The organism is Muricauda sp. MAR_2010_75, from assembly GCF_000745185.1.
Classification (GTDB): domain Bacteria; phylum Bacteroidota; class Bacteroidia; order Flavobacteriales; family Flavobacteriaceae; genus Flagellimonas.
In genome coordinates, this window is record NZ_JQNJ01000001.1 from 1,743,869 (window position 1) to 1,760,739 (window position 16,871).

Below are 16,871 nucleotides of genomic sequence, written 5' to 3' on the forward strand. Positions count from 1 at the left end.
TTAGATGTACTGATTGATAATGTTCTCAAACAGTTCCTGCTTACCACTGCGCTTTTTAATGTCTTGGTTTGCAGACGCATGACCGTGAAGGTCTTCCAATGTCAACGTACCATCCTCAAACGCTTTTCCGGTGCCGGAATCGAATGAACTATATCGCTCTTTACGGAGACTAATATAATTGGAATTTTCCAATACGTCATTTGCTGCCAACAGAGCCCTTGCAAAAGTGTCCATTCCGCCAATATGCGCATGGAAGATATCATCAAGATCGGTTGAGTTTCTTCGGATTTTTGCATCGAAGTTGATACCGCCTCCTTGGAAGCCTCCTGCTTGAAGTATGACCAACATGGCCTGTGTAAGCTCGTATACATCCACTGGGAACTGATCGGTATCCCATCCGTTTTGGTAATCTCCACGGTTGGCATCAATACTTCCCAACAAGTTGTTATCAGCGGCAACCTGAAGCTCATGCTCAAAAGTATGTTGCGCCAAAGTAGCGTGGTTCACCTCAATGTTCAATTTAAAATCATCCAAAAGATCATACTTAGTCAAGAAGCCCAATACAGTTGCTGAGTCAAAATCATATTGGTGCTTTGTGGGCTCCATGGGTTTTGGCTCGATAAAGAAGGTTCCTTTGAATCCTTGTTTTCTTGCATAATCTTTGGCCATATGAAGGAATCGGGCCATGTGGTCCTGTTCACGACCCATATTGGTGTTCAAAAGGGACATATACCCTTCACGACCGCCCCAAAAGACATAATTTTCACCGCCCAATTTTATAGTCGCATCCAATGCATTTTTCACCTGGGCACCAGCGTAGGCAACAACATCAAAATCTGGATTGGTGGCCGCACCGTTCATATACCTTGGATTGCTGAAGCAATTGGCTGTGCCCCAAAGAAGTTTTACCCCAGAGGCTGCCATTTTTTCTTTGGCATAATCGGTGATGATTTGCAGTCTTTTTTCAGATTCTGCCAGCGTACCGCCTTCGGCAATCAAATCAAAATCATGAAAACAATAGTAAGGAGCACCTATTTTGGTAATAAATTCAAAAGCGGCATCCATTTTGTCCTTGGCCTGCTGGATGGGATCTGTACTCGTCAACCATGGAAATTCTTGGGTGGGCGCTCCAAAAGGGTCGCCTCCAACTCCGGTGAAGGTATGCCAATACGCAATGGCAAATCTGAAATGCTCTTTCATGGTCTTTCCACCGACCACTTTGTTCTCATCGTAATATTTAAATGATAGGGGATTGTCCGATCCTTTTCCTTCAAAAGATATTTTCCCTATACCTTTAAAATACTCCTTGTCTCCTTTCGTAATCATAGTTTTAAGTTATTCAATTGTCAATATATTCTTCTAATTGTTTTTTCCATTCATCGTAAGCTTCGCGATATTTTTCCATTGGGTCATCAGGCTGATAGGTCAATTGTACAGCATCTGTCTCGGTTGCTTCGCCAATACTTTTAAAATCTCCAAACGCAAAGGCGGCTGCTCGTGCAGCTCCTACAGCTCCAGTGGTCTCTACAATATCGATTCTACTATTGGTCAGTGTGGCGATGGTCCTCGAAAAAATTCCAGCCCGAAACAAATTATCGTTTCCAGCCTTGATGGAGGCTATATCAACTCCATCATTTTTAAGAATTTCCATGCCGTACACAAAAGAGAAGGCAATGCCTTCCAATGCAGCCCTAAAAATATGCGGTGCTTTGTGCACATTAAAGTTGAGGTTTAAAATTCGAGACCCTTTGTTGCTATTGTTCAGCATGCGTTCAGCACCGTTTCCAAAAGGTAGAATATTTAATCCTTCTGAACCAATAGGAACAGATTCAGCTTGTTCGTTCATGCTGTTGTATGAAAGCGCGTTGGTCAATTCGTTTCTGACCCAGCTATATTGAATGCCCGTACCATTGATGCACAGGAGTTTGCCAATTCTGGTATCGTCTCCAGTATGGTTTACATGGGCAAAACTGTTGATTCGCGTATGCTCTTGTGTATTTTTTTGGCCCGAGATGGCATAGACTACGCCGGAAGTACCTCCAGTAGCAGCAATTTCACCAGGTTCCATGACATTGAGTGCCAAAGCGTTGTTAGGCTGGTCGCCGGCACGGTACATAATGGGAATCCCTTCGGGTAGTCCTGATTCCTGGGCTCCTTGTTTTGAGACAATGCCTTGCTGAGAAAAAGAAGGACGTATCTTAGGAATTAAGGCAGGATCAATACCAGCGTCTTCCAAAAGCCATGAAGCCACATCGTTTTCTTTAAAGTCCCACATAATTCCTTCTGAAAGTCCAGAAGGGGTGGTAACACAAGACCCAGATAGTTTTAGTGCGATATAATCGCCCGGCAGCATGAATTTGTGGATTTTTTTAAAGGTATCCGGCTCATTATCCTTTACCCATTTTAATTTTGAAAGCGTGAAATTTCCGGGAGAATTCAGCAGATGCTCCACACATTTATCTTTTCCAGAAGCCTGAAACAATTGCTCGCCAATTTCCACGGCGCGGCTGTCGCACCAAATAATGGAAGGCCTTAAGGGTTGAAGGTTTTTATCAACCGTGACCAATCCATGCATTTGGTACGATATTCCTATACCTTTAATGTTATTTTTGGAAATGTTGTTATTGGAAATCAACTCTTGGGTGGCGGCACATAAATGCTTCCACCAAAGCTCGGGGTCCTGTTCTCCCCAACCTAGGTTGATTGATATAATGGGCATTTCCTTTTTGGGATATTGTGCAATGTCCAGTACGCTGCCATCATCGGCATTGATGAGGGCTGCTTTGATGGAGGAACTACCAATATCGAAACCTATCCAGTGCATAAATCGAAATTGAGTAATTTTTTGATACAATTTTTCAAATATAGGTAACGGAATCGATTGCGTAAATTTATTTCTTTAAATAATTTAGTGTAGATTGTGGTTTTTTAACAAATCATTTTTTTCTGTTAGTATAAGTATGGCACTAACAATTGGAAAAATAATACTCTAAAAAGGAAACTAAAAGTTAATTTAGTAACTTGAAATTCAGGTCCGTTTCCATTCTTGGACTTGGACGACCTAACCGCATTATGACAGATGAAGATTAAAAAGGAGGTTACCATCTACGATCTCGCCAAAGAATTGAACTACTCTCCCTCGACTATTTCAAGAGCTTTGAACAACCATAAGAGTATCAGTAAGAAGACCATAAAGTTGATTAAAGAAGCTGCTGAGGAAATGGGATATCGTCCCAATAATTTGGCTGCAGGACTCAGAAACAATAAAAGTAATACCATTGGGGTGCTTATTTCCCGGATAAACAGACCTTTTATGGCTTCCTTGATCAGTGGTATTGAAGAAACCGCCCGGAAAGCTGGGTACAATGTGTTGATAAGCCAGTCCAATGATAAGTATGAAAACGAGGTCAGTAATTGTAATGCACTATACGATAGCCGCATTACCGGTCTTGTGGTTTCCCTTTCCATGGAAACTGTTGATATGGGGCACTTCCAAAAATTTATAGATAAGGGAATACCCACCGTTTTTGTGGATAGGGTCCCAGACAATTTCAATTCCTATAAAGTTGTTATTGACAATTACACAGCAGGTTATTCGGCAACCAAGCATTTAATTGAACAGGGATGCAAACGGATTGCGCATTTTGCCGGAGCACAGCACAGAAATATTTACGAAGAGCGGAAAAAGGGATACTTGGATGCTCTAAAGGAATATGACCTGCCTGTTGAGGAAGACCTTATCATTCATTTTAAAACATTGAGTTTTGAGGAAGGAAACAAAGCCACCAAAAAACTTCTTAAAATGAAAAACCCACCTGATGGCATATTTTCGGCCAATGATACAGCTGCAGTGAGCGCCATTATGTGTGCAAAGAAAATGGGAGTGGATGTCCCTCATGATCTTGCCGTAATAGGATTCAACGACGACCCAATTGCTTCCATTGTGCAGCCCTCACTTTCAACCGTATCACATCCTGCCGCTAAAATGGGTGCCATATCTGCAAGACGCATCCTAGATCATTCGGGTCAAAATTATGATACCGATCTCTCTGAAATAACGGTTCTGGGCACGGAAATTATCGTAAGGGATTCCTCTTTGAAGAAAGTCCCTAGCCTAAAAGCCAAATAATCTGGGTAGCCAGAGACTCAATTCTGGGAAAATACTTACCAGAATCAGTGCAATGATCATGGCCAAGAACAAAGGTAAAAGTGGGCGTACAACCTTTTGAATGGAGGTTCGTGCCACTCCAATCCCAATAAAAAGAACCGATCCCACTGGAGGTGTGCACAATCCAATGCAAAGGTTTAAAACCATGATGATTCCAAAATGAACCGGATCAATACCTAATGCGGTGGTAACTGGAAGAAAGATTGGGGTGAAAATGAGGACAGCAGGGGTCATATCCATAAATATTCCAACCACCAACAATATAATATTAATGAGAATCAAGACCATAATTTTGTTATCGCTCAGGCCCAGTAACGCATCGGTCATGGCTTGCGGGATATTTTCATAAGAGAGCACCCAGGACATCGCCATGGACATGGCAATCAACAACATAACAATGGCTATAGTGGAAGACGATTCCACTAAGATTGGCCTGATATTTTTAAAGGAAACTTCTTTATAGATGGCAGCCAACGCCAAGCAATATAGAACGGCGACTGATGATGCTTCAGTGGCCGTGAAGATTCCAGCGACAATTCCACCTATGACCACTACTAATAAAAAAAGGCTTGGCAAGGCTTTCACAAATGTGCTGAATACGTTCTTAAGGGAGCTCCTATCCGCGGTTGGGTACCCTTTTCGCTTGGCCCATATATAGGCAACAACCATGAGTAAAAGTCCAGTAAGAATTCCGGGTAAATAACCCGCCAAAAACAAAGCGCCAATGCTTACCCCTCCACTGGCCACAGAGTAGATAATGAATACATTACTAGGCGGAATGACCAACCCTGTAGTTGCAGAGGTAACATTTACCGCGACACCAAAACCTTTGTCATAACCAGACTCTTCCATTTTATCTGACATAAAACCACCTATTGCTGCAGCGGCTGCCCCAGCTGATCCAGCAATGGCCCCAAACAGCATGGCGGCAACAATGTTCACGTGGGCCAGCCCTCCCGGAAGAGAACCTACGAGAGCTTTGGCAAAATCGATCAACCGTTCGGCAATACCTCCTTTGTTCATGATATGTCCGGCTAAAATAAAGAAAGGAATGGCCAGAATGGAAAAGCTGTCAAGTCCAGTGACTATGCGTTGTGCAATAGTGGTCAATGCGGGAAAGGTGTCCACACTTACAACAAGGGTAAGCAAGGATGAAATCCCCAGGCACCAAGCCACGGGAACCCGTAGTGAAATTAGAACCAGAAAGCTCAAAATGAGAATGCTAATTTCCATTTTTCAAGTTTTTAAAGGTGGTTTGTAGGTCCAATATTTTGTAGTATGAGACAAAAAGTCCAGCAATGGGCATCACTATATAAACAACCCCTATGGGAAGTTTTAATGCTGGGGATGTTTGCCCTAAAGCGAAGGAAATATAGACATAGCGCAGACCGCCAACCAAAAAGACAGCAATGGCAAATAACAGCACAATGGAGGTAGTAATGATGTCAAGTATTTTCTTATTGCGATCGTTGAGGTATTTGGGCAAAAGATCAATGGCTATATGCAGTTTCTTACCAGAGGCATAGGCAGCGCCCAAAATACTTAACCAAATCAGTAGAAATCGAGCCAGCTCATCGGTCCATGAACTTTGGCTATCCAAAATGTACCGCGTAATTACGCCCCAGAAAACATCTATCACCATGGTACCCAACAAAATGGCAAGAGTCCATTCCAAAAAAAGATCTATCCGGTTTTTTGTCATTTTACTTTTTTTATTTGCTGCGCGAGCTGATACAGGTGCTCATCCTTTTCTTTCAAGGCTTTGAGCATGGACTCCGATTTCTCCTCAAAAAGGGATTTGTCCGGATATGAAACTTCAACACCAGCCTTTTCCACTTCCTCCAAGGCCTCCTGCTCTGCCTCCTTCCAGAGTTTATGTTGATATACTGTAGCCTCTTCGGCGGCTTCCGTGATCCATTTTTTTTCGGAATCTTTCAATTTGTCCCAAACAATGGTGCTTATGGCCAAAATATCGGGTACGGAGGTATGTTCGTCCAAAGACAGAAATTTGCATACCTCATAATGTTTTGAGGAATAAAAACTCGGCAAGTTGTTCTCGGCACCGTCCACCACTCCCTGTTGAAGGGCAGTGTACAATTCTCCCCAAGAGATGGGAGTAGGGGAGCCCCCAAATGTTTTGACCATTTCTATGGCCGTGGGACTTTGCATTACCCTGACTTTTAATCCCTGCAAATCTTCAGGCTTATCAATAGGAGTGTTTTTGGTGTAGAACGAACGATTTCCGGCATCAAAGTAGGTCAATCCCTTCAACCAATATTTTTCAGAACCTGAAAGGAGTTGTTTTCCAATGGCCCCATCATATACTTTAAATCGATGTTCATCGTCCCGGAAAAGATATGGATACCCGAGCACTCGTAAATCTGGGGAGAAATTTTCCATAACGGCGGCGGAAACCTTGGTCATGCCCAAACTGCCTATTTGGAGGAGTTCCAAGCATTGCTTTTCGGAACCCAACTGGCTGCTTGGGTATATCTCGAGCGTTAATTTTCCGTCCGATTTTTTGGCCACTAAGTCGGCCATATAGACCATGGCTTCGTGAACAGGGTGGGTAACCCCAAGGCCATGGGCCAATTTTATGGAGTTGGCCGCTTTTTTATCTGGTTCACAGGAAAGCAGCAACAATGAGCATATGAAAATTATTCTGATGTTCATAACTTACCCTTTCAAGGTAAGGTTTTCCACCAAACTGGGGAACTGAAAAAATTCTTTGGCATTGTTGTAGGTAATGTCCTGAACGATTTTTCCAATCCATTTCATGTCATTAGGGATTAGTCCAGCTTTAATGTCATTGCCCAACATATTACAGAGTACCCTTCTGTAGTATTCATGTCTTGGAAATGATAGAAAGCTTCTACTGTCCGTGAGCATTCCCACAGAACAACTCAACAACCCCATATTGGAGGTGGCATCCAGCTGGTCCTTTATGCCATCCTTTTGATCCAGAAACCACCAAGCAGCGCCAAATTGGACCTTACTTTTTATTTCCTCTCCCGTAAAATTGCCAGCCATTGTAGCAAAAACCTCATTATCTGAAGGATTGGAATTATAGAGGATGGTCTTGGGCAAACCGCCACTATTGTTCAGTCTATTTAAGAAACTGGCCAACTGTTCCGCTTGGGGATAATCGCCAATACTGTCAACACCCGCATTGATACCAATTTTTGTCAGAATGGCCTTGTTGGTATCCCTAATAGGTCCTAAATGGAGTTGCATCACCCAGTTTTTTTCGGCGTATAATTGCCCCAACAGATGAAGGATTGCAGATTTGTACTGTCGGATTTCTGTTTGGGAAATCGATTTTTCATCTAATCTTTTGGAAAGGATTTCATTGACTTCTTTTTCTGTGTAGGCAAAGCCATACGCATGGGGAAGGCCATGATCGGAAAGTCTACAGCCATTTTCATGAAAGTAATCCACTCTTTTTTGGATGGCCTTGCCCAACGATTCGAAATCGGTAATGGAAATGTCGGTCATTTTGGAAAGCGCGGACAAATAATCTGTAAAATCAACCTTTTCAATATCTATTAAACCATCTGGACGAAACGTGGGAAGCACTTTCACAGGGTAATCAGACCCTGACAGTTTTATATGATGGGAAAGATCATCCAACGGGTCGTCTGTAGTACATACCACTTCAACATTCATTCTATTGACCAAATTGCGTGATGAGAAAGTGGTTTTTTTCAATTCTGAATTACACTTTTCATATATTTTACCTGCATTTTCTGGGATTAAGAGTTCTTCTATCCCAAAATAACGGCTTAACTCTAAATGGGTCCAATGATACAAAGGATTTCTTAGCGTGTAGGGTACGGTTTCAGCCCATTTTTTGAACTTTTCTTCATCAGTGGCCTTTCCTGTGATAAATTGTTCAGGGATGCCCAGTGCACGCATGGCCCTCCATTTATAATGGTCGCCCTCTATCCAAAGTTTGGTAATGTTGTCAAACTTTTTGTCCTCGGCCAGTTCATTGGGAGGAAGGTGACAGTGATAATCTATGATAGGTTGGTTCTTTGCATAGTCATGATAAAGCGTTCTGGCATAATCGGTTTCCAACAAAAAGTCATCATGGATAAATTTTTTCATGCTATGTTTTTCTCTCGTTATTCGTTAATTAAGGTTAATGGTTCCAATACTCTTTTTTGTGGTCCACAGACCAATGGCTTAAAGAAAAATTGCAACAGTGTTTTGTTCCGCCATTCAATAGGGAGTATACCCAAGCGTTGAATGATAATGGTAATGTAGAATGGAAAATCGTGGATGGAAGTTGCTTCTTTTGTAGACGAGAACTCAGCTGGTGCTTGGCCAAATGTTTTTTTGAATGCCACAAAATAGGTAAAGAGGGTCCCGAACACTAATTTGAAAAACTTCATGATTTGATTTTGATTACTATGGTTTTACTAAAAGAGCTTCAAATTTCGTAAAAATATCGATTTTTGCAATCGATTGCGTTAAACATTTTGTTAATCTATGAATTTTTTACTTATTTTACTCGGTGCAATTGATTGATTAAGCAATTAATCGATTTTTTTTTGTCAATTTCTAAATTATGAGACAGTCCATGAAGTTAAAAGTAAGGTATTTTTTTGGTATTTTCTTTTTGGTTTCGGCCACATCCTTTTCAATGTCAAATGGATACGAACTTTGGCTAAATTACAACAAGATTGCAGATGAGGACCTACGCAATGAATATCGCTCCAACCTTCAGACAATTTATCTGGAAGGAGACAGTGATACCCATTTGGCCATTAAAAAAGAATTGCAGATGGGGTTTGGTGGATTGTTGGATACCGAAGTGATCTTCCAAAAGTATAATGGAACAGGCAATGCACTAATCGTTGCAAAATATGATGACTTGCCACAAGATTTTAAGACTATCGTTACAGCAGAGGGGCTTACCGAAGAAGGATATGTCATAAAAACTGCTCAACTCAAAGACAAATCCTATGTTGTGGTTTCCTCTAAAGGAGATATTGGACTGCTTTATGGCACCTTTCACTTTCTAAGACTATTGCAGACCCATACCCCATTAACGGACATTGATATAATGGAAATGCCTAAAGTGGACATTAGGGTGTTAAATCATTGGGACAATATGGACAGGAGCGTGGAGCGTGGTTATGCTGGTTTTTCCATTTGGAACTGGCACACGTTGCCGGGTTACATTGACCAACGATATATAGATTATGCCCGGGCAAATGCCTCAGTGGGAATCAATGGAACGGTGCTTACCAATGTAAATGCCAATGCATTGATATTGACACCACACTATTTGGAAAAGGTAAAAGCCTTGGCTGAGGTTTTTCGACCATATGGCATTAAGGTGTATCTAACCGCTAGGTTCTCCGCACCCATTGAAATTGGAGGATTGGAAACCGCCGATCCGCTTGACCCAAATGTCATTCAGTGGTGGAAAGACAAGACCAAGGAAATTTATACCATGATTCCGGATTTTGGTGGGTTTTTGGTAAAGGCGAATTCCGAAGGGCAGCCTGGTCCCCAAAACTATGGAAGAAGCCACTTGGATGGCGCCAACCTTATGGCCGATGCATTAGAGCCCTATGGTGGATTGGTAATCTGGCGTGCGTTTGTCTATTCTGAGCATGATCCGACGGACAGAGCAAAACAAGCCTATTCCGAATTTATTCCAGAAGATGGCAAATTCAAGGATAACGTGTTGCTTCAGGTAAAAAATGGAGCAATAGATTTTCAGCCTAGAGAACCTTTTCATCCCATGTTTGGAGCCATGCCCAATACACCATTGATGATGGAATTTCAAATTACCAAAGAGTATTTGGGGTTTGCAACCCATTTGGTATTTCTGCCCAAACTTTTTGAAGAAGTATTGAAATCAGATACCTATCGGAAGGGAAAAGGATCCTTAGTGGCCAAGGTAATAGATGGTTCCTTGGACAATAAAAAACTTTCCGGAATGGCCGGGGTATCCAATGTGGGTACCGACATAAATTGGACAGGGCACCCTTTCGGTCAGGCAGATTGGTATGGATTTGGGCGATTGGCTTGGGATCCTTACATGGATTCTGAAACTATTGCCGATGAATGGCTCCGTGTCACCTTTGGCAATAATGATAAATTTGTGGAACTCGTAAAACAGATGATGATCGAATCCAGGGAAGCTGTGGTCAATTATATGAACCCGCTTGGGTTGCACCATATTTTTGATACAGGACACCATTACGGTCCTGGACCCTGGGTAGGCAATCTATCAAGACCGGAATGGAACCCGGTGTATTACCACAAAGCAGATGATGATGGGGTTGGGTTTAATCGAACAAAAACAGGTAGTGACGCCCTATCGCAATACGCTCCAGAAGTGGAAAAAATGTTCACAGACTTGGAAACCTGTCCGGAAGAATACTTATTGTGGTTTCACCATTTGCCATGGGACTACACCTTAAAAAATGGAAGGACCCTTTGGGATGGCCTGGGGTTGAAATATCAAGAAGGCGTAGATCAAGTTCGGGATATGATCAAGACCTGGAAGGCTATGGAGCCCTACGTAGATAAAGACCGCCATCATCAGGTTTCCATGTTGCTCAACATACAGCTCAAAGAAGCCATATGGTGGAAAGATGCTTGTATGAGTTATTTCCAGACCTTTTCAAAAATGGACTTTCCCAAAGAAATGGAAGCCCCCGAGCATACCTTGGAATATTATAAATCGTTAAAATTTCCTTATGCGCCGGGTATCCGGCCCAGATGGAACTAACCTTATAAACAAATTAATGGATAAAAAAGTAGCCATAGTAACCGGAGGGAATTCGGGATTGGGTTTTGCCACCGCAAAAAAGTTTTGCGACAATGGAATAAAAACCTACATCATAGGCAGGACAAAAAATCGAACAGAAGAAGCATGTGAACAAATTGGGGAAAATGCTGTTCCCATAATCTTTGATTTGACCCATCTTGAAGGGATTCCTGAAATGGTCGAGGATATTTTTAAAAAAGAAGGACATATTGATGTTTTGGTGAACAATGCCGGAATCAATCTAAAGAAAGACTTTATCGATGTAACAGATGCAGAGTTCGAACAGATAATCCGAACCAATGTGTTCAGCGTTTTTGCAATAAGCCGTGAAGTGGTCAAAAAAATGAAGGAGACCGGTGGTGGTAGCATTGTGAACATCAGTTCCATGGCTGCCCAATACGGTATGCCCAAGGTAATTGCCTATTCGGCCAGTAAAACGGCCATTGAGGGAATGACTAGGGCCATGGCGGTGGATTTAGCCCAATATAACATTAGAACCAACTGTATCGCACCCGGTTTTATAAAGACCAAAATGACGGCTAAGGCACTCGACTCAGACCCCCCTCGAAAAGAAAAAGTCTTTTCAAGGACCCCTATGGGAAAAATGGGAATGCCTGAGGATATTGCCGATGCGGCTTATTTCTTTGCTTTGGACGAGGCCAAATTTGTGACCGGGACAGTATTGCCCGTAGATGGAGGAAACAGTATTGGATTTTAAGTCTAAATGCCAACGATATGATTAAAATGCAACAGACCATGCGCTGGTATGGCCCTCATGATGCCATTACATTGGCCGATATTCGGCAATGTGGTGCATTAGGAATTGTTACGGCTCTACACCAAATACCCGTTGGGGAGGTTTGGGAGGTGAAAGACATCAAAGAAAGACAGCAGATGATTCGTGATGAAGGAATGGAGTGGACTGTGATTGAGAGCTTGCCAGTTCATGAAGACATCAAACGAGGAGGGGGCGATTACCAAAAATATATCGCCAACTATAAAAAGAGTTTAGAGAACATTGCTGAATGTGGTCTAAAAGTGGTCGCTTACAATTTTATGCCCATTTTGGATTGGGTTCGCACGGACCATGCCTATCAGAATATCGATGGGACAAAAGCACTTTTATTTGATGAACGAGCCTTTATCTATTTTGATGTTTTTCTGTTACAAAGACCTGGAGCGGAAGAGGACTACAGCAAAGAAAAATTGAAAGCGGCCATCGTATATGGCAATAGTCTGGATGAAGCCGCTCAACAAAAATTGTATAGGAATGTACTGTTGGGCCTTCCGGGAAGTGATGAAAGCTTCACCAAGGAAAAAGTACTGGAATTGTTGGATGACTATAAAGGAATCAACGATGAAGACCTTAGAAAAAACCTAATTCATTTTTTGTCGGAAGTAGCTCCGGTGGCTGAAAAGTTAGGGGTTCAATTGGCCATTCACCCAGACGACCCACCATTTTCTGTACTGGGATTGCCCAGGGTAGTATCCACTGAAAATGATCTTAAAGAAATTTTAGCTGGGGTGCCCATAAATGCCAATGGACTCTGTTTTTGCACAGGTTCTTTAGGTGCAAATCCAAACAATGATCTTCTTCGAATCATAGAAGAAAACGGAGATCGTATACACTTTTTGCATCTCAGAAATGTAAAACGGGAAGAAGGCAAACGTTTCAGGGAATCGGAACACCTTAATGGCGATAATCCTATGGAAGCCATTGTGGAGAAGCTATTAATGTTGATGCAAAAAAACAATAAAGAACTTCCCATGCGACCCGACCATGGCTTTCTGCACTCGTTTGAGAAGGTAGAAAAATACCCAGGATATTCCTTGATTGGTAGGCTTAAGGGATTGGCAGAAATACGTGGGCTGGAGTTGGGGTTGTCCTATAAGTTACAACAGGCACAAATTGAAAAATAACAGAAAAAAGAAAAGCTAAACAGAAAGAAAATGAAGACAATTAAGATTTTAATGATAGTGATTTTTGCGGTGATAACGGGATGCAGTTCCGATAGTGGTTCAACTGGCCCTCAGGTTGGTGGTCCCACGGAAAATCCTGATTCGGGGACTACTGATGATGATGGTTCAACCACGGATGATGATGTGCCTACCGAAGACCCATTTTTGTATACTGCTACCGAAGACCTGAAGGAGATAGCCAGTTTTCCCATCGGGAATATTGTTTCCGCTAGTAAATTGGCATCCACATCAGCCAATAATACAAGCTTCAAGCAGATTCTGAATGCTGAATACAATAGCATTACTGCGGAAAATGACATGAAGATGGCCAACATGTTCACGGGTCCGGACACTTATGATTTTAGTGATGGTGATGCCATTGTGGCCTATGCCAAGGAAAATGGGTTTAGGGTACACGGGCATGCGTTGATATGGCATTCGTCAATCCCCAATTGGTTGAACGACTTTGCCGGCACCGATGAGGAGTTTGAAGCCCAAGTGGAAGGCTATGTGAAAGCTACGGTGGCCCATTTTGCCGAAGCGGAAGATGATAGTGGAAACCCCATAGTGACTTCTTGGGATATCGTCAATGAGTATTTTGATGGAGCTTCCGTAAGAAACTCACTTTTTACCCAACGCATAGGAAACGATTTCCATGAGAAGGCTTTTCAATGGGCCAGGGAGGCCGACCCAGATGTAAAACTTTTCTATAACGACTACAATATTGCAGGGCAGGTGGATAAAAGAAATGCCATTATCGGAATGGTGAATAATTTTATAACCAATTCCATCCCAATTGACGGTATTGGAATGCAGATGCACCTGAACCATGATTGGCCCTCTTCAGATTTACCTATTTCCATCCAAGCCATATCGGACACTGGTCTATTGGTGCACATATCGGAGTTGGATGTAAAAGTAAACTACGGGGATGACATCACAGAATTCACGGAAGAAAGAGCCATGGCCCAAGAATTCCAATATCAAAGAGCAGGGTATTATTATAGCACTATTGTGCCTTCGGCACAGCAATTTGGTTTGACTTTATGGGGTTTTCGAGATCAGGACAGCTGGTTGTATGATGGAGGTTCGGATTGGCCCTTGCTCTATGATAATGATTTTAACACGAAGATTTCCCACAGAGGGTTGGTTGCAGGTCTTAACGGAGAAAATCCAGAGTAAACCACTAAGGATGAAATACTAAAAACCATGATGGAAAATGCCCAAAACTTCATCATGGTTTTTTTTGTTGATTATAAAAGAACATTATGAAAAATGTATTACTGGTTGCAGGTTTACTGTTTGCAATTGTAGGAAATGCCCAGATTAAACTTCCTAGACTGATAAGCGACGGTGCAGTGTTGCAGCGCGATGAAAAAATAAGGATTTGGGGATGGGCATCTCCCAATGAGAAAGTGGAAATGTTCCTAAAAGGCAAGAAATACAGTACTACTGCCGACCAGCATGGTGATTGGGCAATTCAACTAAAACCACAAAAAGCTGGTGGACCCTACACCATAAAATTTAAAGGAAAAAATGAGGTCTCCGTAAATGATGTTCTTTTTGGAGATGTCTGGCTCGGAGCTGGGCAGTCAAACATGGTGACGCCCATGGAGCGAGTCAAGGAAAAATACCCCGATGAAGTGGCCAACGCCAACTATCCTGAAATTCGGAATTTCTTTATTCCAACCCTTTCCAGCGTAGCTGGACCGGAAAAAGATTTGCCCGCTGGAGAATGGAAACCAGCTGTGGCGGGAGATATCATGCCAATGGGAGCGGTGACCTTTTTCTTCGCCAAAGACCTTTATAAAAAATACGGAGTTCCTATCGGAATTATCAATTCGAGTGTAGGAGGTACGCCCATCGAGTCTTGGATCAGTGAAGATGGTTTTAAGGAGTTTCCGAGTGATTTGGCAACCATCCAAAGAAATAAAGATGAAAATTATTCTAGACAATTTACCACAAGACCTCCTGCTCCAGATGAGCAGCCTGAAATTAAGGATGAGGGTCTAACCGGGCCTATTAAATGGTATGAAAATGAATATCAACCTAAAGGTTGGAATAACTACTACATTCCAGGATATTGGGAAGACCAAGGGTTAAGAGACTTGAACGGCGTAGTGTGGTTTCGCAGGGAATTGGAAATCCCTGATGCGCTGGCCGGGGTTGAAGCCAAACTTTTTATGGGTCGAATTGTGGATGCCGATGAGGTATATGTCAACGGTACCAAAATCGGAAATATCACCTATCAATATCCACCCAGACGATATACGGTTCCCGAAGGTTTGTTAAAGAAAGGCAAGAATCTTGTTGTAGTTCGGGTCACTAATTCTGGTGGAAAAGGAGGCTTTGTCCCCGACAAAAATTATGAACTCATAGCCAATGGTATCAGCGTTGACCTAAAAGGAGAATGGCAGTACAAAGTGGGAGAAGTCTTTAAACCTATTCGAAGGGGCCGGAGAGGAGGGGGCTACAATCCATTTTGGGCCCAGAACCAACCTACGGCACTCTACAATGCCATGATTGCCCCATTGACCAACATGTCCATTAAGGGGATGTTGTGGTATCAAGGCGAATCCAATACAGGTCGACCAAAAGCCTATGCCGATTATCTTCCGGCACTCATTAAGGATTGGCGAGAAAAATTCAACAAACCCAATGGCCCTTTTCTATGGGTGCAATTGGCCAACTTTCAGGATGTGGATTACCTTCCCACTGAAAGTAATTGGGCCGAACTCCGATTTTCGCAGTTCAAGACACTTTCGGTTCCCAATACGGCCATGGCCGTCATCATCGATTTAGGGGAATGGAACGATATTCATCCCTTAAACAAGGAAGGGGTAGGAAAAAGATTGGCTTTGGGAGCCTTAAAATTGGCCTATGGTGAAGATGTTGTGCATTCAGGACCTATTTTCAAGTCCTCAGAAATCCAAGGGGATAAAATTGTACTGCATTTTGATTCTGTAGGAAGCGGATTGGTTTCCAGTGATGGAGAACCGTTGCACCGATTTGAAATTGCAGGGCAGGACCAAGAATTTGTGTGGGCCGATGCCCAAATTGTTGGAAACACGGTTGTGGTTGAAAGCGATGAAGTTCCCCGTCCGGCTTATGTCCGCTATGCTTGGGCCGATAATCCCAGAGGTGCCAATCTCTACAATAAGGAAGGTTTGCCAGCATCGCCATTTCAAAATTTTGATAATGAGGAACTGAACCAATTGCCTTGGCAAGGCAAAAAAGCGGCGGTCATCCTTACGTATGATGATGCCTTGAATGTTCATTTGGACAATGTGGTTCCTTTACTGGATTCCCTGAATTTAAAAGGGACTTTCTATGTATCCACTTTTTCGGAAGCCTTCAGAAATCGACTGAACGATTGGAAACGGATTACATGGAATGGCCACGAGCTGGCCAACCACACCATTTTTCATCCCTGTATTGGTAAAGAGAGCAGGCCATGGGTAAAACCGGATTATGATATGGCCACGTATACCGTTCAACGTTTGGTGGATGAAATCAAGATCAACAACACCCTATTGGAAGCTTTGGACGGCAAAAAGGATAGAACCTTTGCCTACACCTGCGGTGATTTCACGGTAAATGGAGATGATTTTTTCATTGATGAACTAAAAGATGATTTGGTGGCGGCACGGGCCGTGCGCTCGGAAATGCATACCATTGATGAGGTGGACCTTTTTAATATGGATAGCTATGCCATAGTGGATGCCACTGGAGATGAGATGATTGACATGGTGAAGAAAGCAGTGGAGACTAACTCCCTGCTTATCTTTCTTTTTCATGGCGTGGGGGGTGAGCACTCCATGAATGTTTCGCTCCCGGCTCATAAACAACTGCTGGAATATTTAAAACAACACGATAACGAAGTTTGGACCGCACCACTCATTGATGTGGCAAAAAATGTTAAAGCATATCAATCCAAGACAAAAACAAACTAAA

General features: G+C 42.6%; 13 protein-coding genes. 6 read left to right on the top strand and 7 right to left on the bottom strand.

Features of this window, described 5'->3' with window-relative positions; translation table 11 throughout:
* Positions 1-1,326, bottom strand: coding sequence for a xylose isomerase (gene xylA / locus FG28_RS07820; protein WP_036381623.1), 1,326 nt, complete (start codon positions 1,324-1,326; stop codon positions 1-3).
* 13 nt (positions 1,327-1,339) lie between these two features.
* Complete coding sequence (locus FG28_RS07825) at positions 1,340-2,824, bottom strand: xylulokinase (RefSeq protein WP_036381626.1); 1,485 nt, start codon at positions 2,822-2,824, stop codon at positions 1,340-1,342.
* 255 nt (positions 2,825-3,079) lie between these two features.
* Between FG28_RS07825 and FG28_RS07830 the strand changes: the two genes are divergently transcribed.
* A complete protein-coding gene (locus tag FG28_RS07830; RefSeq protein ID WP_036381629.1) occupies positions 3,080-4,129 on the top strand; it encodes a LacI family DNA-binding transcriptional regulator in 1,050 nt (349 codons plus the stop codon).
* Here FG28_RS07830 and FG28_RS07835 read toward each other — a convergent pair.
* Genes FG28_RS07835 through FG28_RS07855 form a run of 5 tightly spaced genes read right to left on the bottom strand, consistent with a single transcriptional unit; the run spans position 4,115 to position 8,562 of the window.
* Complete coding sequence (locus tag FG28_RS07835; RefSeq protein ID WP_036381632.1) at positions 4,115-5,401, bottom strand: TRAP transporter large permease; 1,287 nt, start codon at positions 5,399-5,401, stop codon at positions 4,115-4,117. The genes FG28_RS07830 and FG28_RS07835 overlap by 15 nt on opposite strands.
* On the bottom strand, positions 5,391-5,870 hold the full coding sequence (locus FG28_RS07840; protein ID WP_036381635.1) for a TRAP transporter small permease: 480 nt from the start codon (positions 5,868-5,870) through the stop codon (positions 5,391-5,393). Before FG28_RS07840 ends, FG28_RS07835 begins: the two co-directional genes overlap by 11 nt.
* Positions 5,867-6,841, bottom strand: coding sequence for a TRAP transporter substrate-binding protein (locus FG28_RS07845; RefSeq protein WP_036381638.1), 975 nt, complete (start codon positions 6,839-6,841; stop codon positions 5,867-5,869). Before FG28_RS07845 ends, FG28_RS07840 begins: the two co-directional genes overlap by 4 nt.
* A 3-nt stretch (positions 6,842-6,844) precedes the next feature.
* Complete coding sequence (gene uxaC / locus FG28_RS07850; protein WP_036381641.1) at positions 6,845-8,275, bottom strand: glucuronate isomerase; 1,431 nt, start codon at positions 8,273-8,275, stop codon at positions 6,845-6,847.
* 17 nt (positions 8,276-8,292) lie between these two features.
* A complete protein-coding gene (locus FG28_RS07855) occupies positions 8,293-8,562 on the bottom strand; it encodes a hypothetical protein (RefSeq protein ID WP_036381644.1) in 270 nt (89 codons plus the stop codon).
* Positions 8,563-8,750: 188 nt separating this feature from the next.
* On the opposite strand from FG28_RS07855, the gene FG28_RS07860 reads away from it, so the two are divergent.
* From FG28_RS07860 to FG28_RS07880, 5 genes are all read left to right on the top strand, one after another.
* Positions 8,751-10,919, top strand: coding sequence for an alpha-glucuronidase family glycosyl hydrolase (locus FG28_RS07860; protein ID WP_036381647.1), 2,169 nt, complete (start codon positions 8,751-8,753; stop codon positions 10,917-10,919).
* Between the two features lie 16 nt (positions 10,920-10,935).
* A complete protein-coding gene (locus FG28_RS07865) occupies positions 10,936-11,676 on the top strand; it encodes an SDR family NAD(P)-dependent oxidoreductase (RefSeq protein ID WP_036386285.1) in 741 nt (246 codons plus the stop codon).
* Between the two features lie 17 nt (positions 11,677-11,693).
* Positions 11,694-12,878, top strand: coding sequence for a mannonate dehydratase (uxuA, locus tag FG28_RS07870; RefSeq protein WP_036381650.1), 1,185 nt, complete (start codon positions 11,694-11,696; stop codon positions 12,876-12,878).
* Positions 12,879-12,908: 30 nt separating this feature from the next.
* Entirely contained in the window at positions 12,909-14,099 is a 1,191-nt protein-coding gene (locus FG28_RS07875) for an endo-1,4-beta-xylanase (protein ID WP_081894262.1), read from the top strand.
* A gap of 86 nt (positions 14,100-14,185) precedes the next feature.
* On the top strand, positions 14,186-16,870 hold the full coding sequence (locus FG28_RS07880) for a sialate O-acetylesterase (protein ID WP_036381653.1): 2,685 nt from the start codon (positions 14,186-14,188) through the stop codon (positions 16,868-16,870).
* Position 16,871 lies beyond the last annotated feature (1 nt).

Excerpts from the sequence above, each read along its gene's own strand:
- xylA (WP_036381623.1), bottom strand. The coding sequence starts at position 1,326 with ATGATTACGAAAGGAGACAAGGAGTATTTTAAAGGTATAGGGAAAATA.
- FG28_RS07825 (WP_036381626.1), bottom strand. The coding sequence starts at position 2,824 with ATGCACTGGATAGGTTTCGATATTGGTAGTTCCTCCATCAAAGCAGCC.
- FG28_RS07830 (WP_036381629.1), top strand. The coding sequence starts at position 3,080 with ATGAAGATTAAAAAGGAGGTTACCATCTACGATCTCGCCAAAGAATTG.
- FG28_RS07835 (WP_036381632.1), bottom strand. The coding sequence starts at position 5,401 with ATGGAAATTAGCATTCTCATTTTGAGCTTTCTGGTTCTAATTTCACTA.
- FG28_RS07840 (WP_036381635.1), bottom strand. The coding sequence starts at position 5,870 with ATGACAAAAAACCGGATAGATCTTTTTTTGGAATGGACTCTTGCCATT.
- FG28_RS07845 (WP_036381638.1), bottom strand. The coding sequence starts at position 6,841 with ATGAACATCAGAATAATTTTCATATGCTCATTGTTGCTGCTTTCCTGT.
- uxaC (WP_036381641.1), bottom strand. The coding sequence starts at position 8,275 with ATGAAAAAATTTATCCATGATGACTTTTTGTTGGAAACCGATTATGCC.
- FG28_RS07855 (WP_036381644.1), bottom strand. The coding sequence starts at position 8,562 with ATGAAGTTTTTCAAATTAGTGTTCGGGACCCTCTTTACCTATTTTGTG.
- FG28_RS07860 (WP_036381647.1), top strand. The coding sequence starts at position 8,751 with ATGAAGTTAAAAGTAAGGTATTTTTTTGGTATTTTCTTTTTGGTTTCG.
- FG28_RS07865 (WP_036386285.1), top strand. The coding sequence starts at position 10,936 with ATGGATAAAAAAGTAGCCATAGTAACCGGAGGGAATTCGGGATTGGGT.
- uxuA (WP_036381650.1), top strand. The coding sequence starts at position 11,694 with ATGATTAAAATGCAACAGACCATGCGCTGGTATGGCCCTCATGATGCC.
- FG28_RS07875 (WP_081894262.1), top strand. The coding sequence starts at position 12,909 with ATGAAGACAATTAAGATTTTAATGATAGTGATTTTTGCGGTGATAACG.
- FG28_RS07880 (WP_036381653.1), top strand. The coding sequence starts at position 14,186 with ATGAAAAATGTATTACTGGTTGCAGGTTTACTGTTTGCAATTGTAGGA.